The following is a 24,206-nucleotide window of genomic DNA, read 5'->3' as shown; positions in this document are numbered from 1 at the left end:
TACCTTTGCGCAATTAAAATTTGCTCAATCGTCATGCTGAATTTAGTTCAGCATCTTTCTTGCTATTAAGACCCTGAAATAAATTCAGGGTGACGATTGATCGACACAACTACAAATCATGAAGAATAATTTATTTTTAGACGCTGCATTTTCGAAACAAACAGAACGTCCACCGGTATGGATGATGCGTCAGGCTGGTCGGTTTATGCCGCAATATTGGGAGATTAAAAACAAGTACTCTTTTTTAGAGATGTGTAAAACTCCTGAGATTGCTGCCGATGTAACGATGTTGCCAGTAGATTTATTAGGAATTGATGCAGCGATTTTATTCTGTGATATTTTAGTAACGGGCGAAGCCATGGGTGGCGATTTAAGCTTTACTCAGGGTGTTGGTCCTAAGTTTGCTAATCCGGTACGCACGGCACAAGATGTTGAAAACCTAAACGTTGATTGTTTGGATGAGTTACAATATGTAGCTGATGCAATTAAAGTGATTCAACAACGATTAGACGGCAGTATTCCACTTATTGGTTTTGCTGGTGCACCTTTTACAGTAATGAGTTACTTAATTGAGGGTGGGTCTTCTAAAGATTTTAAGTTAACGAAGCTATTTATACACAACCAACCAGAATTGGCGCATAAGCTTTTGGCGAAAATTGCTAAAGTAACGGCAGATTATTTGAACCTTCAAATTGCTGCAGGTGTTAACGCCGTTCAGATTTTCGATAGCTGGGCGCTTGCTTTATCATGGAATGATTATCAAGAGTTTTCTCACCGTTATATCCAGGAGATTATTTCAAACTTAAATAGAAAAGATATCCCAGTGATTTCTTTCTGTAAAGGAAGTTCTGTATTTGCGCCAATGATGGCAGAGGCGAAACCAGATGTAATTTCAGTTGATTGGAACGCCGATTTATTGAATATCAAAAATGCTTTGCCAAAAGGTATTGCTGTCCAGGGAAATTTAGATCCACATATTTTATATGCTGATCAATCGGTGATTAAAGCACAAATTCATAAACTGTTTGAGCGCATGCGTGGAACAGAAGGATTTATCTTCAACTTGGGTCACGGTATTATGCCAGATATTCCTTTCGATAGCGTGAAATATGCAATTGATGTGGTGAAGGAGTTTAGGTACTAAATCCTGTATGTCGAAATTTGGCTGCGGAACAAAATTGATTATATTTGAGTATGGAGACATTAATTATTGATATTCCTGAAAACAAAAGTTCATTGGTGAAAAGCCTGTTGAAAGAACTTGGCGTTACTATTCATGAAAATAGTGATCAAAAAGCTAGAATTCCGAATAAACTTACACGCAAAACCATTGAAGATGCACATAAAGGGATTGGAATTGGAGAACCTATACAAGATATAAAATCATTTTTGGGTTCTTTATAATGTTCACTTTAAAGCCTACAAATCAATTCAAAAAGGATGCAAAAAAAGCAATTAAAAGAGCATCTCAAAATTTAGAGTTGATTGAGGCTTTTTTGCAGAAACTGCAAATTAATGGTGCAAGCGGCATTTAAAAAAAAACATCTGGCCCACAAGCTTACCGGAAATTACAAAGGTAATTGGGAGGCTCATATTAAACCTGATCTACTAATCATTTGGTTCGAGATTACAGAAGATAATGGGATCATCTTGTTGAGGTTAGGCACTCATTCTGATTTATTTTAGATCAAAAATCTATTTCTTTAATCCTATAATGATAGAAATTCTTCAACCATATTATCAATATTTTAAAGCTGTTCATATCGTATTTGTGATTAGCTGGATGGCGGGGTTATTCTATATATTAAGTTTGTTTATCTACCACACAGAAGCAAACGAGAAAGAGGAGCCGGAAAGAGGTATTCTGCAAAAACAATTTGTTAAAATGGAGGCTACCTTATGGAAAATTATTGCTACTCCGGCCATGATTATTTCCGTTCTGGCTGGTGCCGGGATGCTTACGCTCAACAGTGGCCTTTTACAAATGGATTGGATGTGGGTTAAGCTTGCTTTTGTAATCGGCCTTCTTATTTATCATTTTATCTGCCAAAATATTGTAAAGCAACTTAAAAATAATGTATTCAAAATGAATAGCTTTCAATTGCGTTTATGGCGAGAACTGGCTACGATTTTCATGATTGCGATTGTGTTTGTGGTTATTCTCAAAAGTGCAATTAACTGGATTTATGGTTTGATTGGCATTATGGGAATTGCCATGGCGATAATGATTGCAGTAAAATTGTATAAGAATTATAGGTTGAGAAAGTAAATTCGGTAACGAATATGGAATAGAGATATAATCTACATCATTTCTGAAAAAATTATGTATAAAGCTCTCTCAATATTTCTCGTGTTTTTAAGCCTGTCTTCTTACGGCCAAGATTTTACTTCCCGAAAACAGAAATCCAATCAAGAAGAAAAAGTATATCTCAATGAAGTTCAGGCTTTTATTCGATATATTCACAAAGACCGATTGAAAGATTCTACATATGTTTTGTTAAACGAACCCCAAATAGAAGTTAGTTGTGAAAAACAGCTGGCATTTGATTCTTTATTTTCTGTTACTGAGAAAAATAACCTGAGCGAGCAGCTTAGAAGTCAGCGTATTAAATCATGGAAAGAGGTTTGGCCTTACAGAATTAAATTTATTTCTTCTCGTGATTTAAAAGAATCTTATAAATTAAATAATGCCTTTAATTGGATAGCTTTTAAGGAGAATATAAGTTCAAGTTATTACATAATATCAAGTCCCGTGTTTTTTGAAAACTACCAGCTTTGTATTTATTATGAAGCAAATTATAGCGATAGTGCGGAGACTGGAGTTGCTAAACTTTACAAAAAGGTTAGAAACAACTGGGTTTTTGAGAGATCGGTATGTTCTTGGCTCCATTCATGGGATACTAATTAAATATAATAATGGAATTGTCAAAGCTTTTTTTGCATTGAATATTACCTGAAATTAAAGCTGTACTTTTGGAAGTATATTTACATTAGATGAAAAGAACCTTACTTCTGATATCACTTTTTTTTAGTTCTTATTTCGCCTCGGCACAGTTTAATCAACAAGCTCTTGAAAACAGAATCCGTCCGGATAGCAGCTTAACGAACGAAGTTCACTTCAATTTCTACAATTTCAATTACGTTCGTAATTACGAGTACACAAACGATTTTCACGATGGTTATACGCTGTATGGAACACAGTTGCAACCTCAAATTGTTTATTATGCGCATCCAAACTTGGCCATCACTGCTGGTGCTTTTATTCGTAAAGATTTTGGTAGAAATGGAATTACGGATGCAAAGCCTTTGTTCAGTTTAAAGTATCACAAGCGAAACCTCACTTTAATTTTCGGTAGTCTTGAGGGAGGCATTCAGCATAAATACATAGAGCCAATTTATAATTTCGAAAGAACAATTACTAATCCAATTGAATATGGAACACAGTTATTGGTGGAGCGCAAGAAATTTAATTTAGATGCCTGGATTGCCTGGCAGAAAATGATTGATAAAGGCGAAGCAGCCAAGGAGGAAATTGTGGGAGGTTTATCTACTGAAACTACATTGGCAGAAAGCAATGGATGGAAACTCAGCTTTCCTGCACAGTTTTTAGCTTTTCATCAAGGCGGACAAATTGATGTTTTAAAAGAGATTCCGATTAGTACAGTTTTGAATGGTGCCGCTGGATTGAAATTGCACAAAGAAATTGGTACTAATATTACTCAAGTTTATACCGATAACTATATCGCTGTTTATAAAGATTTATCGCCTGATAAAAGAAGAGCCTACGAAGGTGGATTTGGTTTGTGGTTAAATGCAGGTGTGGAAAGTAAGTGGGGAAGTTTAGTGGCCTCTTATTGGAAAGGAAACAACTTCATTTCGATAAAAGGAATGCCTTTGTATGAATCGGTTTCGAATAATTTATATACAAATGGTTTAAAGCAAAGCGGCAGAAACATTGTTTCGTTGCGTTATGCCTACCAAAAGGAACTGATTCCACATTTATATCTAGATGTTCGCTTTGAACCACATGTTGATTTGGACAATACCGATAAACAACTTCAGTTTAATCACTCCTTTTTCTTAACTTATAAACAGGATTTTAGATTGTTTAAGGTTAAGAAAAAAGACTAAAATTTCTGCCGTCAGCTAAAGTAAGACGGCAATGAAATTCAAGATGCCTAAACTATCGCTATTCTTTGCAGTTGGCTTCAGCCAACGGATAACAAGTATTTCTTTTTGGCTTTAGCCAAATTTTGCGCCTTGCAGGGTTCGTTTTCTGCAAAGTCTGAAATTAATAAACCTGATAGAAGTGATAATACTTTTTGATGCAGATCTTCGACAAGCTCAGACGGACAGTCGCAAAAAGATTGTAACGGATAGCGGGACTAACGCCTCAAAAAAGCTCCTGACATTGCTTTCCAAATCAAAAAACAATATCTTTCCTGAAATTAATTTAATATTTATCTAGTTGATAATCAGATATTAAAAATAAATTTTAACTTTTATTTAACTTTTTCTTACCCCTCATGCAACCAATGTTTGTAATCTGCCATCTTCTATATACAAACACACAATGAAATTGACGCGAAGCTATACGATAAACGATTTGATGGAAGGCTGCAAGGCTGGCGACCGGAAGATGCAAGAGTTGCTGTACAAGCAAACTGCATCGAAGATGTTGGCCGTATGTATGCGTTACGCCAAAGATAGGATGGAAGCTGAGGATGTATTGCAAATGGGATACATCAAGGTTTTCCAAAAGATTAAAGAATATAGAGGAGAGGGTTCTTTTGAAGGTTGGATTAGAAGAGTGATGGTTAATACCGCTATAGAAAGCTATCGCAAAAATCTGCGCAGCTTAAATGTAGTTGAGATTGACGAGGCATACGAGCAGCCTTCAACAGGGTTCGATTTTGGAACACTAGGTATGCAGGATTTAATGAAAGTGATCCAAAAGCTTGCCGATGGTTACCGAATGGTTTTCAATATGTATGCAATTGAAGGTTATTCACACAAAGAGATCGGAGAAACACTCGGCATTTCGGAAGGCGCAAGTAAGTCGCAATTATCGAGAGCTAGGGCAATATTAAAAGAAGAAATTATAAAAATGGAGGGATTTGGTTATGCAACCTATACAGGATAAGGATTTTGATCAGTTATTTAAAAATGCTTTCGAAGATGCCGAAATAACGCCATCGAGAGATTTGTGGAGTAGCATTGAAAGTGAAATTGAACCAAAAAGAAAAAAGGTTTTTCCAACTTATTGGTTGTCTGCAGCAGCAGTTTTACTAATTACAGCAGTTGGGTTTTTAGTTTATCAACAGCAGGAAAAACCAAAACAATTTGCAAGTAGGCTTGAATTAAAAGGTACGAAGCCAGTTGTTGAAACGCAACCTCTTCAAGATTCTTCAACAGTTGTTAACACACAGGAGAAGGTGATTAAGCAAGTTTTACCAACTATAGCGCAACCCTCCACAGCAATTGCAAAAACTAAAGTTAAGGAAACATTCAAGCCTATAGAAGAAAAGAAAATAGTTACGGCGGCTGAAATGCAAAAACAGGAGGTTGTTCTAGCTAAAAATGAACCAGCTAAACAAGATCTTAAAGAGAAGATTGATGCGGCCATTTTAGAACAGGAAAAACCAATACTCGCTTCGAATGCGGCTGCAGTTAAAGCTGATGAAGTAGCTGGAGGAGATGATCAAGCTGATAATAAAGGGATCCGTAATGTGGGTGACGTAGTCAACTTGATTGTAAATAAAGTAGACAAAAGAAAAGATAAGTTTATCCAATTCCGTACTGATGATGACGACTCTTCAATTTCAGCAATTAATATTGGTCCGTTTAAGTTTGGCAAAAAGAAAAAATAACCAGGATTGGTGAGGATTTAAGGAATACAAGATCAGGTCTTATGTTGCTTTCATTCAATCATTCTCTCCATTAATCATTAAAAAAACACACGCAACACATATGAAACATCTAATTTTTACAACACTTTTGGTAAGCGGGCTTGCCGGTGTTATGGCTCCAAGTGCTTTTGCTCAGCAAGATTCAACAAAAAAAGACAGAAAAGATCTAAATTATGGAATTGTTACTATCACAAGAGATGGAAAAGATAGTTCCAAAGTTGATCCAAAAAAGGGTCGTTTTGTAGGCGGGATAACTTTTACCAGAGTAGATTTAGGCTTCTCGAGGTTAATAGATAACGGAAGTTTTAACTTATCTCCTACTAATGAGTTTTTAGATTATCGAGGCGGTAAAACAAGCACATTCTCTTTCGATGTTTTGCAGTTCGGATATCGCTTTAATTCAAATTTTAAAGTTTATTTAGCTGGTGGTTTCGACTGGACTTTAATCAGATTAAGGGATAATGTAACCATCCAAAAGAACTTGCCAACGCTAACTGCGCTTCCTGAAAATGTTGAGTTTTCTAAAAATCGTTTCTCGAGCAGTTATGTACACATTCCTTTAAACTTCGAGATCCGCACTAAAGAGAATGACAAAGGCAAACGTTTTTACTTTGTTTTAGGTCCGGAGGTTAGTTTTTTACTCGGCGGGAAAGTAAAACAAATAAGTGATGAGTTTGGAAAACAAAAGCAATATGATAACTACCATTTTCAGTCGGTACGTTACGGTGGTTCATTCAGATTTGGATATGGTGGCTTAGGTTTATTTACCAAATATTACTTCAACGATATGTTTGATACCCCTGCACAAGCTGGTTTGAAAAACATGAGTTTCGGTATCACCTTCGGTTTAAATTAACCCCTAAATCCCCTAAAGGAGACTGATAAAAGCCTTCAGGAAGTATATTAGCAACACACAAATTAAATCCTGTTTCGGTTAGGCGGAACAGGATTTTTTGCTTAAAAACGCTTCTATTTAAGCTTTAAGCTTTATCTTTACCAGGTGAGCGATAATATAATAAGCGTTAAAAATTTAACAAAGCAGTATCAGGCAGAACAAGCAGGTGGTATTAAAGACATCAGTTTTGATATTAACAGGGGAGATGTAGTAGCGATTATTGGCGAAAGCGGAAGTGGTAAATCGACATTATTAAAATCAATTTACGGTTTGCTGAAAACTGATGAGGGGGAGATTTTCTTCGATGGTGAAAAAGTAAAAGGACCAGATGAACAATTAATCCCAGGTCATAAGCAGATGAAAATGGTTACTCAAGACTTTTCGCTGAATATTTACGCCAAGGTTTACGATAACATTGCCTCACAACTCTCGAATACTGACTTAAAAACAAAGGCCGAAAAAACTTTGGCTATTATGGAGCATCTCCGGATCCTTCCGCTGCAAAATAAAAAGATTATTGAACTCAGTGGTGGTGAGCAACAGCGTGTGGCCATTGCCAAGGCAATGGTTGCCGATACCAAAGTTTTGCTTTTGGATGAACCTTTTAGTCAGGTTGATGCCTTACTAAAAAACCAGCTAAGGGCTGACATTAAACGTGTGGCAGCAGAAACAGGTGTCACCGTGATCTTAGTTTCCCATGATCCTGCTGATGGTTTGTTTCTGGCCGATCAACTCTTAATTTTACGTAACGGAGCGCTGCTTCAAACGGGGAAGCCCTCCGAAATCTATCAGCACCCTAAACACATTTATACCGCTCAAATTTTAGGAAATGCTGTTGTCTTGTCTCGAGGCGACGCGGAGAAACTGGGATTGAAAACCTTTTCTGGAAATGTAGTATTTTATCCCGAATGGGCCGAAATTAATAGTAATTGGAGTAGCAGACGCTTTGAGGTGAAGGATGTTTACTATAAAGGTTTTTATGATGAACTGCTATTGGAAAGAAATGGTGTTACCGTTAGAGCAATACAACTGAATAGAGGCGAGCATAAAAAAAACGACTATGTTCAGTTGAACATTAGTCGTTTTTTAGAGTTTTAGAAAGATTATTTATTCTGAAGATGACGCAACCAAAACAATTCTTGCAGTTATGCTCGATGTTGGCCTAGTCGGTTCTAAACCTTTGTTGTTGTTGTTTTGCAGATATACTCTTATTCTGCTTGGGAAAGAACTGTAACTGTATGAATCAAGACCGTAATTAAATGGTAAGGCATCGTAGCCGTCATCATTGAAACGGGCGAAGGATAATATGATTCCATCGTCCTCGTACTGCTCAATTCTACTATCAGTAATGTCTACATAATAATAAATTCCATTATCAGTATTGCGTTGCCACTGATTTGGTTGAATAGTTTTGTACAATGTAATGTTTGGAGTGTTCTGAACAATTGTGTCTTTCTTGCAAGATGCCAAACCTAGTGTGACAATGCAAAGCATTAGGATAGTAAATTTTTTCATTTTGATTAGTTTTATTTGTGTGTGTGCTTTGCGTAATACAAAACAACTGCCAAAAATGCTGGAAAACACAATGTGGATTAATAATTGTTTAAAGGGTAATGCACAACATCGAAAATTGAATTAAAACATCGCCGCAATGAGAGTATTTTTTAGAGTCTTACCCTGGTTGATTTTATTGATTGCAGGTTATTTCTTTATCTCGAAAAAGTTCAGCATTAGTACATCGGTAGAAAGCAAACACCAGCTTTTAGTAGATAAAATAGAGGCTATAGGTAAGCTAGAGCTGGTTCGTTATCAAATTAGTGATGTACTCGAACACAAAAACAAAACAGATTTTTTACCTGAAGCAAGTGTGTTGCTTATTGTTAAAGCAGAGGCTGTTGGGTGTATCGACCTTACAAAAATAACAAAGGACGATATTGAAGTAACAGCAGATACAGCTGTAGTAAATTTACCACAGCCAGAGATTTGCTATGTAAAAATTGACCACAAAAATTCAAGGGTATACGATACCAAGATGGCCTTTTTTAGAGAAGCAGGTTTAGTGGACGAAGCTTACAAAGCTGCTGAAAAACAGATTACTACTGAAGTAAAAAAATCGGATATTTTAAAGCAGACCAAAACCAATGCGACAAATGTGCTAAAACCAATAATTGAGGGATTGGGTTACAAGAATGTAAGGTTAACTTTTGAGTAAACTCAATATGAAGTTAGCTTACAAGAAATCTTCACGGTGTGGATTAAAAATATCGATTAATAAACCTGCCTCTAAGCAAACTACACCATGAAAAACATTTGACGGTGCGAAGAATACATCGCCTTCATTAAGGATTTTTTTCTCATCGCCCATAGTAACTTCAAAACTTCCTTTTGCTACATAACTCAATTGCAAATGTGGATGGTTATGAATCGAACCAATGGCATCTTTCTCAAATTCGACCTTTACTAGCATCAGATTATCATCAAAAGGCATTACTTTACGCCTAACACCGGCACCTAATTCTTGCCAGTCTAAATCATTATCACTAATTAAGGTTTTGTTAGCTAAATCTTTAAAGTTCATTTTATTATTTTTAGATTTTCAACTACTATTAGATAATGCTGAAAAAGGTTCCTTCAAAATTCGTCGCGATAAAAATAAGAACTGCCGTCCGTTTATTTTATGTTTATCGATATTATTGTTAAAAAAATATAGTGTACGCGATAGCATTAGCGAAGTAAATGCTAGTTCCTGACATTATAAGCTGTTGAAAGGAAAAAATATGCGCTAGGTTTTATGCTTAAATAGACGGAATTATATATTTTATAAAACCTTGCGCAGCAGAAATTGATCTGCAGAATTTTTACAATGCCCGAGTATGGGGCTGAGTGAGAACTAAACTTTAGAAACCTTAACAGCAGTTGGTCCTTTTTGACCCATTTCTACCTCAAAAGTTACTTTATCGCCTTCTTTGATTTGCGTTACGCAACCATTCGCGTGAACAAAAATACTATCTTGAGTTTCAGTGTTTTTAATAAAACCGTAACCTTTGCTATCGTTAAAGAAAGTTACTGTTCCTTTTTTAACCGGATTTTCATCGATAATGTCTTCTTGTCTTGTAATACCAATTTGAACATCCTCAATATTGAAAACCTTTTTCTTTTTCGGATCTGGTGGAGTAGAGGAAATGTTACCGTTTTCATCAACGTATGCAAACATTTCTTCAAGCGCTAAGCCTTTTTTAGCATTAGATTGACGCTCTTCTTTTTTCTCTTGTTTGTCTTTTTGTTTTTTTAATCGTTTTTTTTCGTTCTCTTTTTTACTGTATGTTGCCTGAGATTTAGCCATATATATTTAATTGTTTTTTGTTTTTAAGGTGAGTGGAAACAGAGATTTATACAAATATAACAATACTAAAACGAAAACACGATTTTATTCAACTAAGCGTTACGCAAATGGTGTATATAATTTTTTTAGCCACAGATTAGTACATTTAATCTTTTACTAAAGATATTGCCATCAGAACACAGATTTATCGAATTGTATCTTTCTAAAACTTTAAAACTATAATAATCTTAGAATCTGCGGTCGCCTAAATTTTGCGCTTCCCATTTCGCTTTTTCCATTTGATAAACGAAATTCCATTTTACAGGTTCACCATAGTAAGCTACCTCAAGTTCGCCAATTTTTTTAGCGCCTAATTTTTCCGTAGCTTTTTGAGAGCGGAAGTTTGTTGCACCGATGTGAAGAATAACATTATCAACAAACTGGAAAGCATAATCAAACATCAACTTTTTTAATGCGGCATTATGTCCTTTACCCCAGAAGTCACGGCCAATAAAGGTATATCCTACAACAACCGAATTGTTTTCTTCATCGAAGTCGTAAAACCGGGAACTGCCGACAACGGCACCTGTAGCTTTATCATAAACAATAAAGGCACCGTTTGATTCTAATGCGCCTTTAAAAAAGTTTTCAAAAACCTCCCTTTTATAGCGGTCTTTATTTGGATGTTGTTCCCAAATTAGTGGATCGGAAGCTACCTCGAAAAGTTTTTCGAAGTCTTCAGCTTTTAAAGGAACCACTTCAATCAAATCGTTTGCTAATGTAGGTTGTAGGTCGAAGTGCATATTATAGGGTTATAAAAAACGGCTGACTATAAGCCAGCCGCCTAAAATGTTAGCGATACAATCGTTTAGCTATTGATGCACTCATTAGGAATGAGCGCAATTTTTACAATGTCATTCTGAGCTTGGCTAAGAATGGGCGAACGCTTTGCGACAAAGCTTAATTGGACAACTAATCTACTAATCCTTCAATTTCTACCAGTTCATTTGCTTCTTTTTGATAATCAACATTATCAATCTCAAAACCAAATAAGCTTAAAAAGTCTGAACGGTAACCTGGCAAATCGCCGATTGCAGGTAATGTTTCGGTAGTAGCTTCTTCCCAAAGTTTTGCCACCTTAGCTTGTACATCATCACGCATTTCCAAATCATCAATTCTGATTCTTCCTTTTTCATCAACAGGAATATCACCGCCGGTGTATAATCGCTCTGCGTATAAACGTTGAATTTGTTCAATAGTACCTTCGTGAATGCCTTCCTCTTTCATTATTTTGTACAACAATGAAATATATAATGGAATAACAGGAATAGCCGAACTTGCTTGTGTAACCAAAGCTTTATTAACGGAAACGTAAGCTTTACCGTCTATATTTTTTAGTTTATCAGCAATTGTAAAAGCAGTAGCCTCTAAATCATCTTTTGCACGGCCAATAGTTCCTTTGCGGTAAACTGGCTCTGTCAGTTTAGGGCCAATATAAGAGTAGGCAACTGTTGTAGCGCCCTCAGCCAACAAGTTTTCTGCTTTTAAGGCATCAATCCACATCGCCCAATCTTCTCCACCCATTACGGCAACAGTATTCTCAATATCTTCTTCAGTAGCAGGCTCTATTGAAATTTCTGTAACATTACCCGTGTGGAAATCTACGGTTTTGTTGGTGTAAGTTCCGCCAATTGGTTTTAAAGTAGAGCGATGTAAAACCTCTGTATCAGGGTGTTTCCGAACCGGAGAAGCTAAACTGTAGATTACTAAATCTACCTGACCTAAGTCGGCTTTAATTAACTCAATGGTTTTTGCTTTGATTTCTTTCGAGAAAGCATCGCCATTTATACTTTTTGCATATAAACCAGCTGCATGGGCTTCTTTTTCGAAAGCAGCACTATTATACCAACCTGGAGATGCAGTTTTGCCAGCTGATGGTGCTTTTTCGAAAAAAACACCAATTGTAGCCGCATCAGAACCGTAGGCAGCAGCAATACGAGAGGCCAAGCCAAAGCCTGTTGATGCTCCAATTACCAATACTTTTTTAGGTCCATTGATGGCACCCTTTGATTTTACATATTCAATTTGGTTCTTTACGTTTTGAGCACAACCATCTGGGTGCGCTGTTAAACAAATAAAGCCCCTCATTCTCGGTTCAATAATCATTTTGTTCTTTTTTACGTTTCGTAATGTTAAAATGGCTTTAATCCGAATAGTACAAAGCCAAATCTTTAACGAAGATAAATTTTTAATTCCTTTCGGCTAAATGAATTTTAAATAAAGCTGGTAGCTTATTAATTTTATTGGAAAAGTAAGGGTAGAAGATTTCTTAAACGTTAGTCGGGCTATACGCTATAGCTCCGATAGAAAAATCGAAGGCTGCCGCTGCTATCCCGTTTAAGTGGCTAAAATATTACAACTATTTAAGGCTGTATGGTTCAAAACTGATCCATTCGAAAGACTTGAATCCAAACTTTAGTATTCGCTATTAATAATTTTCTGTTAATTTAGCAGCGCAACAGATAAACCGGATTATCTTTTTATGAGAAAAATATTATTACTGGCTATGATTTCCTTCATAGCATTAGGAAAGCTTTCTGCTCAAACGCAGTATCAGAACTCTGGCTGGTTCTTTTTTTTAAACAATACCAAGTTTAATAAAAAGTGGGGTTTGCAGTTCGATGCTCAAATCCGTTCTGCCGATGATTGGGGGTATGTTAGGAATACCTTAATTCGCCCGGCACTACAATATTTTATCAATGATAAACATAATGTGGCACTAGGATATCTGTGGCAAACTACAGATTTGAGGTTGGTTGGCACAAGCAAGAATTTATTTAACGAACACCGAATTTTCGAACAATATATTTACACACATAAATTAAGATCAGTTTTCGCTAGTCATCGTTTTAGGGTTGAGCAACGTTTTATAGAAAGAACAAATGAAGAAGTGTTTTCGCAACGTTTTCGGTATTTCTTTCGCCTAGTTCAACCTTTGCAAAAAACAGCGGCGAGTTTTGATAAAGGCGTTTTTGTAGCTTTGCAAAATGAGGTTTTTTTAAACTTTCAAAATAAAGAGAAAATCAACAACAGTGTTTTTGATCAGAATAGACTTTACTTAGCTGGCGGATATAGGTTTTCAAAGAAAGTAGATTTAGAAGTTGGCTATATGAATCAGGCGGTTAAAAATTTTACCAACCATACGAATAACAGCATTGTTCAACTTGCGGTATATACCAGGTTTTAATACGGTTTTAATGTTTTAAAGTCATTTTTTGTTTGAGATTCATTACAAAATGTTAAAGGTGTTGTAATTGGTCGGCGTTTTCACTCAATTTGCCGCGTGAAAAAATTGTCTATTTTATTTTTTGCGCTCTTGTTTGGCAAGCGGATGCAAGCACAAGAGTTGAAAACGTCTTCTGTTAATAGTACACCAACTTCCAAAAGTTTATTTAATCCAGAGCATAAAAGGAATTTTTCCCGTAAAGGAGATTTTTATTTTCATTGGGGATATAATAATTCCTGGTATGGTAAAAGCGATATCCAATTCCAGGGTCCAAATTACGATTTCAAGCTGCACGATGTTGTCGCTCACGATAGGCAATCAAGACTAGGATGGGATTATCTAAATCCAAGTTTAATCACCGTTCCCCAATACAATATTCGTGTTGGTTATTTCATCAAAGACAATTATAGCATTTCCATTGGCTGGGATCACATGAAATACGTAATGGATATTCCGCAAACGGTAGCTATTACGGGCACAATTGGTGCCAACATTACTCCAGAAAATATCCCGACCGGTGCTCTAGCTGGCACCTATAATGGGCAAATGATCAATGTGAAAGAAAGTATGTTAACCTACGAGCATACTGATGGCTTTAACTATGCAAATGTCGAAGTAGAGCGTTATGATGATATTTGGGTAGCCCCAGGTGGAAACACTTCTTTGACTTTGGAAACAGGGTTAGGAGCTGGGTTGATGGTTCCGCGAACGGAAGCTCATCTCTTCGGGTTAGGTAGAAATAACCACTTCAGTATATCAGGTTACGGCATTTCAGCTAAAATTGGATTAAAGTTTTATGTCTGGAAAAATGTTTATTTGCAAAACAGCACCAAATTTGGAGCGACTAACTTAACCCGGGTACATACCACTGGATGGGACGAATTTGATAAGGCTAGTCAAAAAATAAACTATATTGAAAATTTAACGGTGATTGGTTTTCAGTTTTAAACTACTTTGTGTTTAGATTAAGGAAACCTTTTTAGTCATTTTGTGTTACCGGAAATTGATCAAACCATTACCTGTATTTCTAATATGGCCTTAATTTTAAATTTTGGAGGCTTAAAGGGTTGTATATCAATGGACAAAATGTTGATGGATTATTGATCTTTCAGCTTGTTTAATTTCGAACGAAGTAAGTTTAACAATTCCGTTTCAGTAATATCCAGCAGATTAACATCAATCCAAAGTAAATCTGGCTTTGATCTAAAAAGCATTCCGACTTTATTGAAGTAATGAAGGTATGTACTTCGCTTAATTTGATTATATTTTTGAGGCTGGACCGTCACTATATAGATCTGATTTTGCGAGCGATAATAACCATTTCTAAATTCGACAATCTCCTCGAAAGGAATAAAAATATTGGTGTCCTGAGTATTGTTGGTAATACCAAATTCATTCACTTTAATACCAAAATAACCTTTATAGTATAGTTTTAGTGCTTTTATGTTGTGAAAATATAAAATATGAATAGCAGCCAGCAATAGAAAAATACTAATGGGTTTGTAAGAATTCGATGCGTAGATAGTAGCATAGACAAGAAAAATCATAAATGCAAGGCACAGCACTATTGATGTTATTAACTTCTTTTTTTTGAATTTTATTTCTGCCATTAATTTATTGTTGGTCGATGTGCGATCAATAAATGTCTATTCAATTTAAACATCACCTGATAGTAATTATAAAACGAATATAAATGTTTGAACACAAAATTTGAACACAATGAAACGGAGGTTTCTTACTGAAATAGGGCATCTAGGTCTGATTAATTGACAGGCATTGCGTAATAAAAAAAGCTTTGTGATTTTGCTGAGCGATAATTGAACGAAGCAAAGTGATGTGAGAATGAAATCTTGAATTCACTTCATAAAAAAAAACGTCTCAAATTTCATTGAGACGTTCGAACTAAAATATTTACACTTTTTTAAATTTTTCTTACCCTACCTGAGCCGATGATGGTTTTATCAACACTTGCATCGCCAGAATAACTTAAACTTCCAGAACCGCTGATAAATGCTTTAATTGATTCATCTGCTTTGATGTGAACAGTTCCAGAACCACTTATGGTAGTCGTTAATGCATTTACTGCGAAACTTTTTCCTTCGAAAGATCCTGAACTGCTGATAACAACCTTCGCACGATCGGCGCTGCCTGTGATGTTCAGTGAACCAGAACCGCTAATTACACCGTTGTAATGATCAACATCTGCCGAAGCTTTGATGCTACCCGAACCGCTTATGGTGGTGGTTAAATCGGTCATGCTGATTTTCCCATTAACAACCATGCTACCAGAACCGCTCATGGTTAAGCTAGCTAATTCTCTCGCCGATACGTAAGCGGTTATTTTTTTACCCTCATATTTTCTAGACCAACTAGTGATGCTGTTTTGAGGACGAATAATTAACACATTGCCTTTCACTTCAGTGATGATCGATGAAATCGCTTCAGCATCACCTTCTAAACGGCAACTTTCTTTGCTGCCTAAGGTAACCACAACATTTATTGGTCCGGCGGAAGCGATGCCATTGAAATTGCTAACCTCTCTTTCATCATCATTAACCTTTGATGATTTGATATTAATTTGTTCTTTGGCAATTGCGCTGATACCTGTTGTTAAGGTAAATGCTGCAAATAATAGGGCAAATATTCTTTTCATTTTAGATAGAAGTTTTATAGCCAATTGAGATGGCCTCAATCGGTTGATTAATACGTTTTTCTTATAAGACGATCATTTTATCAAAAAGTTGCATGGCTTACTAAAACTAATTCAATTTTCTGTGTGATTCGTTGGCCCATAGGCATTAAAAATGATCTTGATTATTGTTCCCACAACAGGATAATGAAGCCTCGATTAAATTTCTTTCTGGTTATTAATCGCAGGGTTGTTGCCATCCATCTAACAACAAAGCCCAATGCGTTATGCAATGAGCTTTGTTTTACCTAGGTTTCAATTCTGGCTATCCTTTTTTAATATTAATATAAAATGCAGGATCATTTTTGAAGTTTTCGGCAGTAATGCTTGCATCAACTTTTATAGTTTTCCAATTATTAGTTGGTTTTATCAAGCTATAAACGCCATCTTTTAGGGTTACGCGAACCGGCATGTCAAAACCTTTAACATCCGTTATCCAACGATATGAAAGTGTTCCGTTTTCAATTTTATATTCCAGTAAAGGTATGTTGGTGTGGCGAAGATATTGATCGAAGACTTTATCTAGTTTCAATCCACTTTGCTGAGCAATGTAGTTCTCTATTTGCGCTGTAGTTACCGTTTTGTGGTAGAAGGTTTTATTTAAGCCACGTAAAATCTGTCTGAACTTTTCATCATCATTAATTAACTGACGAATGTTGTGAATAAGATTTGCACCTTTTGGGTACATATCGCCAGAACCTTCTTTATTTACGCCATACGGGCCAATAATTGGAATATCATTGCTAATTCCTTTACGGATACCAATTAGATACTCGCTACCCGATGCCTTACTATCAGTACATTCTGTAAACAGCGTTTCAGAGTAATTGGTAAAACCTTCATGCACCCACATGTCTGCAAGGTCTTTGGTGGTAATATTATTTCCAAACCATTCGTGGCCACTTTCGTGTACGGTGATAAAATCCCATTTTAAACCGTGTCCCGTTCCGCTTAAATCTCGGCCTAAATAGCCTTTTTTAAATTGATTCCCATATGCTACAGCGCTTTGGTGCTCCATGCCTAAGTGTGGCGCCTGAACCAATTTGTAGCCATCTTTATACCATGGATAAGGGCCAAACCAATATTCGAAGCATTTTAACATCGGTTTTACGTCAGCATCCCAATGCGGACGGGCTTTTGCGCTATCCACCTGAAGTGCCCAATAATCAATCGATAATTTTCCATTTTCGCCATCATAACTATCTTTCCAATGGGCGTATTTTCCAATATAGAAACTTACATCATAATTGTTAATTGGGTTGCTAACAAACCAGTTGTACTGTTTGTAACCATCAGGCTTGTCAACCATATTTCTTAATCGGCCATTTGATATTTCTTGCAGTGTATTGGGTACGCTGATGCTAATAAGCATGCTATCCACTTCATCGCTTTGATGATCTTTATTTGGCCACCAAACACTGGCTCCCAAACCCTGACACGCTACGGAAACGAACGGATTTCCTGCAGAATCTTTCTTAAAGATAAAGCCACCATCCCAAGGGGCATTTTTAGCTACCCTCGGATTCCCAGAATAAAAAACAGTAAATCTGTCTTTGCTTCCTTTTTTAATTGTTTTAGGGAAGGTTACAAAAACCGCATTATATTCTCTTGAAAATTTCAATGATGTGTTATTATAAACTACTTTTTCAACCTTCAGATTATCGAAAAGATCAAATTGCAGTTTGTTAAAATCCTGCGTAGCGGTGAAAGCAAATTCATTGCTTCCTGCAACTGATTTTTGGTCGATATCAATTTTCACATCCAGGTGGTAATAATTAATGTCGTAACAAGTTCGTAAGGGTGTAAGCGTTCCGCGTAAACTATCGGCTCTTGAGTTTACTTGATTTTTGCCAAGCATTTGGGCATTTGCGCTTGCAATGCTTAGTGCAATGGAGAGAAGGGTAAGTAGTTTTTTCATTGTTGGCTTGTTTACCACCCCTTTGCCCCTCCTAAAAATAGGAGGGGAGCTGGACAGGGGGATTTAATTATTTTGTGCTTTTATTAATGTTAGTTTTGTTGCATACAATTTAAGCTTTGCCTTTACTCAAGAACGGAGCTCCCCTCCTTATTTTCAAGGAGGGGCTGGGGGTGGTTTTTAATTACTAAAATGCCTTCTAATTTCCTCTAGAACATTTTCTTCGTCGTTAACATCCTTATTTTCAAATCTAATTATTCTTATTCCTAGTTTATTTAATTCAGCGGTTCTTTCATTATCATATTCATCAGAAGCAAACCCATCATGACTACTTCCATCCAATTCTATTCCTAGTTTCTCCGAAGGACAGTAAAAATCCAAAATATAATTTTTTATGCTGTGCTGCCTCCTGAATTTACGTCCATCCAGTTTAGAGTTTTGCAAATATTTCCATAAAGTTGCTTCTGCCGGAGTTAGATTATTTCTTAAATCTTTCCTAAACTCTTTTAGGTATTTTACATTGTGGATTGGCATTATCATTTGTTTTGGCTTACCACCCCTTGCCCCTCCTAAAATAGGAGGGGAGTTGGGCAGTGGGGTTCAATCATTTTGTTCCGTTATTGAAGGTTCTGTTTTTGCTTAAATACTGTTTCTTTTTACCACCCCCTTGCCCTCCTAAAATATGAGGGGAGTTGGACAGCGGGTTTAATCATTTTGTTCTGTTATTGAAAGTTCTGTGTTTGCTTAAATATTGTTTCTTTTTACCACCCCTTGCCCCTCCTAAAATAGGAGGGGAGCTGGACAGCGGGTTTAGTCATTTTGTTGCGTTGTTAAAGTTTCTGTGTTGGGTTAAATACTGTTTTTTCCGCCCCCCTTTCCCCTCCTAAAATATGAGGGGAGTTGGACAGTGTGGTTTAATTATTTTGTGCTTTAATTAATGTTAGTTTTGTTGCATACAATTTAAGCTTTGCCTTTATTCAAGAACGGAGCTCCCCTCCTTATTTTCAAGGAGGGGCTGGGGGTGGTTACTTCCATGTTTACTTCAAAACCGAAACCGTTATAAACGAACTGTTTTTTACGTCGTGATAAATTTTGTGTGTTGCTTTTTGGAAATCGCTTGGTTCTGCCTGGTAGATATCCATAAATTTTTGTGGATTACGATCAGCTAAAGGAAACCATGAATTCTGAATTTGAATCATGATTTTGTGTCCTTTTTTGAAAGTATGCGCCACATCTGGCAATGGATAATTCACTTTAGTAATAGCACCAGGAGTAAATGCCTCTGGCTTTTCGAAACTGTTGCGGTATTTACCACGCATAATCTCACCACGAACCAGCATTTCATATCCTCCCATGATAATGTTTTTAGGATTTGGATTCGGGTTTGGTTCATCCTCCGGATAAACATCAATTAATTTAACCACATAGTCGGCGTCTGTTCCGGTAGTAGAAACGACCAGATTCGCCAATACTGGTCCGGTTAGCGTGATGTCTTCTGTTAAAGCATCCGTTTGGTATGTTTTTACATCAGGTCTTCTGGCAGCGAAACGTTGATCATCGATCATGTATTCTCGGGTTCTTCTTGCCTGAACGCCATCCTGGTAAGGTACAGGATTATTCGGATCGCTCACATATTCGTCCCAGCTATCGGTTCTGCCCACTTTTTCAAAGCTCAATTTTCCGTTAGGTTGCAGGTATAAATTTTTAGTTTCAATCTCTTGCGGTGGCCAGCTTGCAAATTTTTTCCATTGGTTAGATCCCGTGACAAAAATGTTCGCTTCGGCAGCGTTAAAATCCCCTTCACCTTTTAGGTAGTGTTTAAAAAAAGGAAGTTCAAACTCTTGTTGATAATCAATGCTTGTTTTAGCTCCGAACTGAATATCGCCAAAAGATGAACCATCAGCTCGTACCCAGCCGCCATGAAACCAAGGTCCAGCCACTAAAATATTGGTAGCTCCTGGATTTTGCTTTTCAATGGCTTTGTACGTATCGAAAGTTCCGTAAGCATCTTCGGCATCGAAGAAACCACCAACCACCATCACAGCTGGTTTAACATTTTTTAAATGCGGGGTAATTAATCGTGCTTTCCAAAAGGTATCTAAGTTTGGATGTTTAAATAAATCATTCCAAAATTTAATGCTATCAGCAAAATACTTTTCCTTTAAGTTTTTTATCGAGCCTGATTCCAAATAAAAGCGATAGTTATCCTGGATAGGAAATTGGAAACCTTTTGGCCCTTTATCTGGCGTTATCGGTTTTGGACGCGGAACACCGAAACTGCTCATAAAACTGAAAGCGTCCATTAAAAACAAAGTGCCACGGTGGTGGAAATCATCACCCATAAACCAATCGGTAACGGGCGCCTGTGGCGAAACAGCTTTTAGCGCCGGGTGCGCATTTGGAAGAGAAGTAGTGGAATAAAATCCCGGATAAGAAATTCCATAAATCCCTGCTTTGCCATTATTGTCTTTCACGTTTTTTATTAACCAATCTATGGTATCATAGGTATCGGTACTTTCATCAATAGCCGTTTTACCTTTTTTGTTAGTTTGTGGCCGAATATCTTCAAAAGTCCCTTCACTCATCCAACGTCCGCGTACATCCTGATAAACGAAGATAAACCCCTCACGAGCCATGGCAGGGAAATTTCCCAGGCTTACTTTATAATTATCGGCACCATATGGAGCAACTGTGTAAGGCGTTCGGTTAATCAAAAATGGATATTTTTTGGATTGATTTTTGGGTATGTAAATGGAAGTGAAGAGTTTAACTCCATCCCGCATGGGTATTTGACGTTCTATTTTAGTGTAGTTTTCTCTAACATAAGCCGAATCAGGTTGCTGAGCCCATAGTGGAGTGGAAATAAACAAACAAAATAGGAGACTTAAAAATCTTGAAAAGTTCATTCAGGTTTGGTTTTTAGTAATAAAATTTAAATATAGGTGATTAGAAATTGATTAGAAAAAACATCCCGTAAAAGGTTTGTTAGCTGCCTGAGAGGTGATCGTCATTGTTCTATCAGAATTTAGTTAAATAATGTTAACGACTAATCTTTCTAACGCTTTCATCGTCATATTTATGATTAATTTAAACACAAACATGAAAAGGTTATTAAATAAAGGAATAGTTGTTTTGGCTGCGGCAGCGATGATGACAACTTTGACTATCGAAAGTGTTTCAGCTCAACGTCCAAGTAGAGGTGGCGGGGGTTCATCAAGTGCTGGAGGCGGTAGGTCAAGCTCCGTTTCACCATCAAGGGGCAGTATGTCGAGACAGCCTTCTATGCAGCCTCCATCAAATAATAGGATGTCGCAGGTTCCCAATAGAGGTTCAAACAGGTCAATAGATCCAGGATTTAGTCGCTCTAATTCGGGCAGGCCTGAACGCTCTGGGTATAGTTACAACAGGTCAGGTTATAATAGACCGGGATTTCGCCCAGGCGGAAATTACCGGCCGGGTTATGGGTATCGCCCAGGTTTTGGAAGACCCTACTATCGACCATATTACAGCTATTATAATTTTTATAGGCCGTTTTTAGGTTTTAGAATTGGCGTTTTACCATATGGTTATTACCCGTTTAATTATGGTCCGAACCAATTTTATTATTCCGGGGGATTATTTTATCAGCAAAATAATAACCAATATGAGGTAGTAGTACCACCAGTTGGAGCAGAAGTACCAAGCTTGCCACAAGATGCAAACCTGGTCACTATTGATGGGGTAGACTACTACGAATATAAAGGCGTTTACTACACTCAAGGTCAAAATGCAGATGGCGCCACCGTTTATATTGTTGCTGGCAAAGATGGCGTGTTAAATACAACTGATGGCCCGGTTGATACCCATCAAATTGGCGAAATTATTACACAGTTGCCCGATGGATGTAGAGAAGTAACCATTAAAAACGAAAAGTATTTTGTTTCTCCTACCGATGTGTATTACGAAGAAGTTGTTGATGGAGATAAGATTTCTTACCGCATCATTGGGAAATTGTTTTAAACCATTCATTGGATAAAAAATTTAGCCGTTTCAATATTAAATTGGAACGGCTTATTTATTTCATCAAATTCTATACTTTTGCCACCAAAACATTTCGATTTGAAAAAAATATTCTCGAAAATCTCCCTTTTCAATTTTGTTGCTATCCTATTGTTTTCTTCGTGTTACACAACAAAAAATGTTGTTGATAGAAATAAGGAAAATTCCATTTCATCAATAAAATTTCTCAGCGAATACATTATGCCTCTTAATGGAACCTTCCAGAACACATTGGTGGGTGGTTTATCCGGTATTGATTATGACACAAAAAACAATCAATATTATCTGATTAGCGACGATCCATCGCAGTTTAGTCCGGCAAGGATTTACACCGCAGCAATTGATATCAAAGAAGATAAAATAGATACGGTTAGATTGACAGGAGTTACCTTCATGCAGCAAAAAGATGGAACGCAATATCCGAAATATCAATACGGTAAAAATTCAAAAGCTGATGGAGAATCTGTTCGCTATAATCCGTTAGAACAAACTTTTGTTTGGAGCAACGAGGGCGAACGACTTTACAGAAAAACAGATACAACTATTGTTCAGCCTGCACTAACATTGATATCTACAACAGGAAAATATGTAGATACCATTCCGCTGCCCGCAGGTTTTCACATCACTAAACAGGAGTACGGCGTTCGTAAAAATGCCTTTTTTGAAGGTTTAAGCTATGCAGATAATTTCAAAACTTTATATGCCAGTTTAGAGGAACCCTTATATCAAGACGGTGAGCAGTCGCATTTCGAATTTGATCGAGCCTTAACAAGAATTGTGAAATTTGATGTAGATAAAAAACAAAATACAGCACAATATGCATACAGATTAGATGCTTTGCCAATTAAGCCGACAGCAGAGAGTGATTGGAATTTGAATGGTATTTCCGAAATTCTGACTGTAAATAATCATACATTATTGGTTATGGAAAGGGCCTGGGCAAAAGGACGCGATGATCATTCCTTCGTGAAACTTTATTTGGTTGATTTGGATGGCGCTGAAAATGTAATCAACAACCCATCTTTTATTGCTAATCCGCCTAAACCATTAAATAAAAAACTGCTTTTCGATTTCGATTCTTTGAATATGCATATTGATAATATTGAAGGAATTACTTTTGGCCCGAAATTGCCAAATGGGAATAATACATTAGTTTTCTGTGTAGATAATAATTTTGGTAAAGCACAAGTTCAACAGTTTTTTCTTTTTGAAGTAATCAGATAATCTGAAACCCATAGGTTAGAGTCGAAAACCCGAGTCGGAAATCAAATGCCAAGCGGAAACCAATTTTAATCTATGCAATCAATCCTTAGAAAATATGAGTAAAATAAAAGCGCTGCTATTTGATTTAGATGGAACATTAATTGATTCCGAAAAGTTTCACTTTGATTGTTGGAATGAGTTTCTTTCCCCATATCATGTGGTGCTTGATTTTAAGGATTGGCTGAGCAATTATGCTGGTATTCCTTTGCCTCAAAACGCAAAAACGATTATCAGCAAATATAAAATAGATGCAGATCTGGATGACTTTATCGAGCGAAGAGAGCAACTCACCTTCGATGGATTTAGAACAAAAGATATTGCCCTAATGCCATTTGCGTTAGATTTTGTTCAATATTTCTACAATAAAGGATTTATCTTGGCCGTGGTTACTGCAAGTCCGAAAATAGATGTAGATGCGGTTTTTGCGAGAAATGGATTGGCTAAATATTTTACTTTGTTTGTCACCCGAACCGATGTAACGAAAAGTAAACCTGATCCTGAAAGTTACAATATTTGTGTTCAAAAACTGGGGCTCCAGAAAGAGGAATGTATTGTATTTGAAGATACTATAAATGGTGTAAAATCGGCAATGGCAGCTGGAATAACTACCTATGCCGTTCAAAATAATGTTAGGGCTCACCAAAAGTTAAAAATCGCAGATCAACTATTTTTAAATTTCGCTCACGTAAAAACTTATATTCTCGAGCATGGAATTTTCTAGGGTCTTTAGCTTTTAAAATGCAGTGTATATTGGCCTAAGCCATCTTAAGGCTACACAGATTAAAACAAGGTTAGATATTTCAATATCAATCCTTTTTCATTGTAAAATTGTGCTTTTTCCATTGCAGCTTAGCGCTTTTGACTTTCAGCTTTCCGCCTTTTTTCCCTA

General features: G+C 36.7%; 26 protein-coding genes. 16 read left to right on the top strand and 10 right to left on the bottom strand.

From position 1 onward, the window contains the following. The first annotated feature begins 118 nt into the window (after positions 1-118). The 10 genes from hemE to ACZZZC_RS22185 all read left to right on the top strand — a co-directional run bounded on the left by hemE (position 119) and on the right by ACZZZC_RS22185 (position 7,902). Positions 119-1,144 carry a uroporphyrinogen decarboxylase gene (hemE, locus tag ACZZZC_RS22230; protein WP_463488135.1) on the top strand — a complete coding sequence of 342 codons (1,026 nt, stop codon included), beginning with the start codon at positions 119-121 and terminating at the stop codon, positions 1,142-1,144. A gap of 50 nt (positions 1,145-1,194) precedes the next feature. Continuing rightward, positions 1,195-1,404, top strand: coding sequence for a hypothetical protein (locus ACZZZC_RS22225; RefSeq protein ID WP_463484065.1), 210 nt, complete (start codon positions 1,195-1,197; stop codon positions 1,402-1,404). Positions 1,405-1,515: 111 nt separating this feature from the next. After that, entirely contained in the window at positions 1,516-1,686 is a 171-nt protein-coding gene (locus tag ACZZZC_RS22220) for a type II toxin-antitoxin system RelE/ParE family toxin (protein ID WP_463484064.1), read from the top strand. Between the two features lie 28 nt (positions 1,687-1,714). After that, positions 1,715-2,269, top strand: a complete 555-nt coding sequence (locus tag ACZZZC_RS22215; protein WP_463484063.1) for a CopD family protein — start codon at positions 1,715-1,717, stop codon at positions 2,267-2,269. Positions 2,270-2,323: 54 nt separating this feature from the next. Continuing rightward, a complete protein-coding gene (locus ACZZZC_RS22210) occupies positions 2,324-2,908 on the top strand; it encodes a hypothetical protein (RefSeq protein WP_463484062.1) in 585 nt (194 codons plus the stop codon). An 86-nt stretch (positions 2,909-2,994) separates the two neighbouring features. Continuing rightward, the gene (locus tag ACZZZC_RS22205) at positions 2,995-4,131 is read left to right on the top strand and encodes a hypothetical protein (protein WP_463484061.1); all 1,137 of its coding nucleotides are present in this window, start codon (positions 2,995-2,997) and stop codon (positions 4,129-4,131) included. Positions 4,132-4,573: 442 nt separating this feature from the next. Further along, positions 4,574-5,143: an RNA polymerase sigma factor gene (locus ACZZZC_RS22200; RefSeq protein WP_010601060.1), complete on the top strand. Its 570-nt coding sequence runs from the start codon at positions 4,574-4,576 to the stop codon at positions 5,141-5,143. After that, positions 5,124-5,870 (top strand): hypothetical protein, encoded by a 747-nt coding sequence (locus tag ACZZZC_RS22195; RefSeq protein WP_463484060.1) that lies wholly within the window; start codon positions 5,124-5,126, stop codon positions 5,868-5,870. Before ACZZZC_RS22200 ends, ACZZZC_RS22195 begins: the two co-directional genes overlap by 20 nt. A gap of 100 nt (positions 5,871-5,970) precedes the next feature. Beyond that, positions 5,971-6,765 (top strand): outer membrane beta-barrel protein, encoded by a 795-nt coding sequence (locus ACZZZC_RS22190; RefSeq protein WP_463484059.1) that lies wholly within the window; start codon positions 5,971-5,973, stop codon positions 6,763-6,765. 144 nt (positions 6,766-6,909) lie between these two features. Next, positions 6,910-7,902, top strand: a complete 993-nt coding sequence (locus tag ACZZZC_RS22185) for an ABC transporter ATP-binding protein (protein ID WP_463484058.1) — start codon at positions 6,910-6,912, stop codon at positions 7,900-7,902. 9 nt (positions 7,903-7,911) lie between these two features. Here the strand turns inward: ACZZZC_RS22185 and ACZZZC_RS22180 are convergent, their stop codons facing one another. Then, positions 7,912-8,319 carry a hypothetical protein gene (locus ACZZZC_RS22180; protein WP_463484057.1) on the bottom strand — a complete coding sequence of 136 codons (408 nt, stop codon included), beginning with the start codon at positions 8,317-8,319 and terminating at the stop codon, positions 7,912-7,914. 136 nt (positions 8,320-8,455) lie between these two features. Between ACZZZC_RS22180 and ACZZZC_RS22175 the strand changes: the two genes are divergently transcribed. Beyond that, positions 8,456-9,016: a DUF4230 domain-containing protein gene (locus ACZZZC_RS22175; protein ID WP_463484056.1), complete on the top strand. Its 561-nt coding sequence runs from the start codon at positions 8,456-8,458 to the stop codon at positions 9,014-9,016. Between the two features lie 18 nt (positions 9,017-9,034). Here the strand turns inward: ACZZZC_RS22175 and ACZZZC_RS22170 are convergent, their stop codons facing one another. From ACZZZC_RS22170 to fabV, 4 genes are all read right to left on the bottom strand, one after another. Beyond that, entirely contained in the window at positions 9,035-9,382 is a 348-nt protein-coding gene (locus tag ACZZZC_RS22170) for a cupin domain-containing protein (protein WP_463484055.1), read from the bottom strand. Between the two features lie 312 nt (positions 9,383-9,694). After that, positions 9,695-10,147, bottom strand: coding sequence for a cold-shock protein (locus ACZZZC_RS22165; protein ID WP_056850953.1), 453 nt, complete (start codon positions 10,145-10,147; stop codon positions 9,695-9,697). A gap of 227 nt (positions 10,148-10,374) precedes the next feature. Next, positions 10,375-10,929, bottom strand: a complete 555-nt coding sequence (locus ACZZZC_RS22160) for a GNAT family N-acetyltransferase (protein ID WP_463484054.1) — start codon at positions 10,927-10,929, stop codon at positions 10,375-10,377. A gap of 169 nt (positions 10,930-11,098) precedes the next feature. Further along, entirely contained in the window at positions 11,099-12,292 is a 1,194-nt protein-coding gene (gene fabV, locus ACZZZC_RS22155) for an enoyl-ACP reductase FabV (RefSeq protein ID WP_463484053.1), read from the bottom strand. A gap of 376 nt (positions 12,293-12,668) precedes the next feature. Here fabV and ACZZZC_RS22150 point away from each other — a divergent pair, with 376 nt between their 5' ends. Both ACZZZC_RS22150 and ACZZZC_RS22145 read left to right on the top strand, forming a co-directional pair. Then, positions 12,669-13,373 carry a DUF2490 domain-containing protein gene (locus ACZZZC_RS22150; RefSeq protein WP_463484052.1) on the top strand — a complete coding sequence of 235 codons (705 nt, stop codon included), beginning with the start codon at positions 12,669-12,671 and terminating at the stop codon, positions 13,371-13,373. Positions 13,374-13,469: 96 nt separating this feature from the next. Next, the gene (locus ACZZZC_RS22145; protein WP_463484051.1) at positions 13,470-14,360 is read left to right on the top strand and encodes a hypothetical protein; all 891 of its coding nucleotides are present in this window, start codon (positions 13,470-13,472) and stop codon (positions 14,358-14,360) included. Positions 14,361-14,509: 149 nt separating this feature from the next. Here the strand turns inward: ACZZZC_RS22145 and ACZZZC_RS22140 are convergent, their stop codons facing one another. From ACZZZC_RS22140 to ACZZZC_RS22120, 5 genes are all read right to left on the bottom strand, one after another. Continuing rightward, positions 14,510-15,022, bottom strand: coding sequence for an STM3941 family protein (locus ACZZZC_RS22140; RefSeq protein WP_463484050.1), 513 nt, complete (start codon positions 15,020-15,022; stop codon positions 14,510-14,512). Between the two features lie 311 nt (positions 15,023-15,333). Next, positions 15,334-16,065, bottom strand: a complete 732-nt coding sequence (locus ACZZZC_RS22135; RefSeq protein WP_463484049.1) for a head GIN domain-containing protein — start codon at positions 16,063-16,065, stop codon at positions 15,334-15,336. Between the two features lie 301 nt (positions 16,066-16,366). After that, positions 16,367-18,019, bottom strand: coding sequence for a M1 family metallopeptidase (locus ACZZZC_RS22130; RefSeq protein ID WP_463484048.1), 1,653 nt, complete (start codon positions 18,017-18,019; stop codon positions 16,367-16,369). Between the two features lie 177 nt (positions 18,020-18,196). After that, complete coding sequence (locus ACZZZC_RS22125) at positions 18,197-18,550, bottom strand: endonuclease domain-containing protein (RefSeq protein ID WP_463484047.1); 354 nt, start codon at positions 18,548-18,550, stop codon at positions 18,197-18,199. Positions 18,551-19,053: 503 nt separating this feature from the next. After that, a complete protein-coding gene (locus tag ACZZZC_RS22120) occupies positions 19,054-20,922 on the bottom strand; it encodes a CocE/NonD family hydrolase (protein ID WP_463484046.1) in 1,869 nt (622 codons plus the stop codon). A gap of 193 nt (positions 20,923-21,115) precedes the next feature. Between ACZZZC_RS22120 and ACZZZC_RS22115 the strand changes: the two genes are divergently transcribed. The 3 genes from ACZZZC_RS22115 to ACZZZC_RS22105 all read left to right on the top strand — a co-directional run bounded on the left by ACZZZC_RS22115 (position 21,116) and on the right by ACZZZC_RS22105 (position 24,038). Beyond that, entirely contained in the window at positions 21,116-22,015 is a 900-nt protein-coding gene (locus ACZZZC_RS22115) for a DUF6515 family protein (RefSeq protein WP_463484045.1), read from the top strand. Positions 22,016-22,114: 99 nt separating this feature from the next. Further along, complete coding sequence (locus ACZZZC_RS22110) at positions 22,115-23,278, top strand: esterase-like activity of phytase family protein (RefSeq protein ID WP_463484044.1); 1,164 nt, start codon at positions 22,115-22,117, stop codon at positions 23,276-23,278. A 94-nt stretch (positions 23,279-23,372) separates the two neighbouring features. Then, positions 23,373-24,038 (top strand): HAD family hydrolase, encoded by a 666-nt coding sequence (locus ACZZZC_RS22105; RefSeq protein WP_463484043.1) that lies wholly within the window; start codon positions 23,373-23,375, stop codon positions 24,036-24,038. Positions 24,039-24,206 lie beyond the last annotated feature (168 nt).

This window comes from Pedobacter sp. AC212 (genome assembly GCF_979258625.1).
This window is presented reverse-complemented; position numbering and strand designations above follow the sequence as displayed.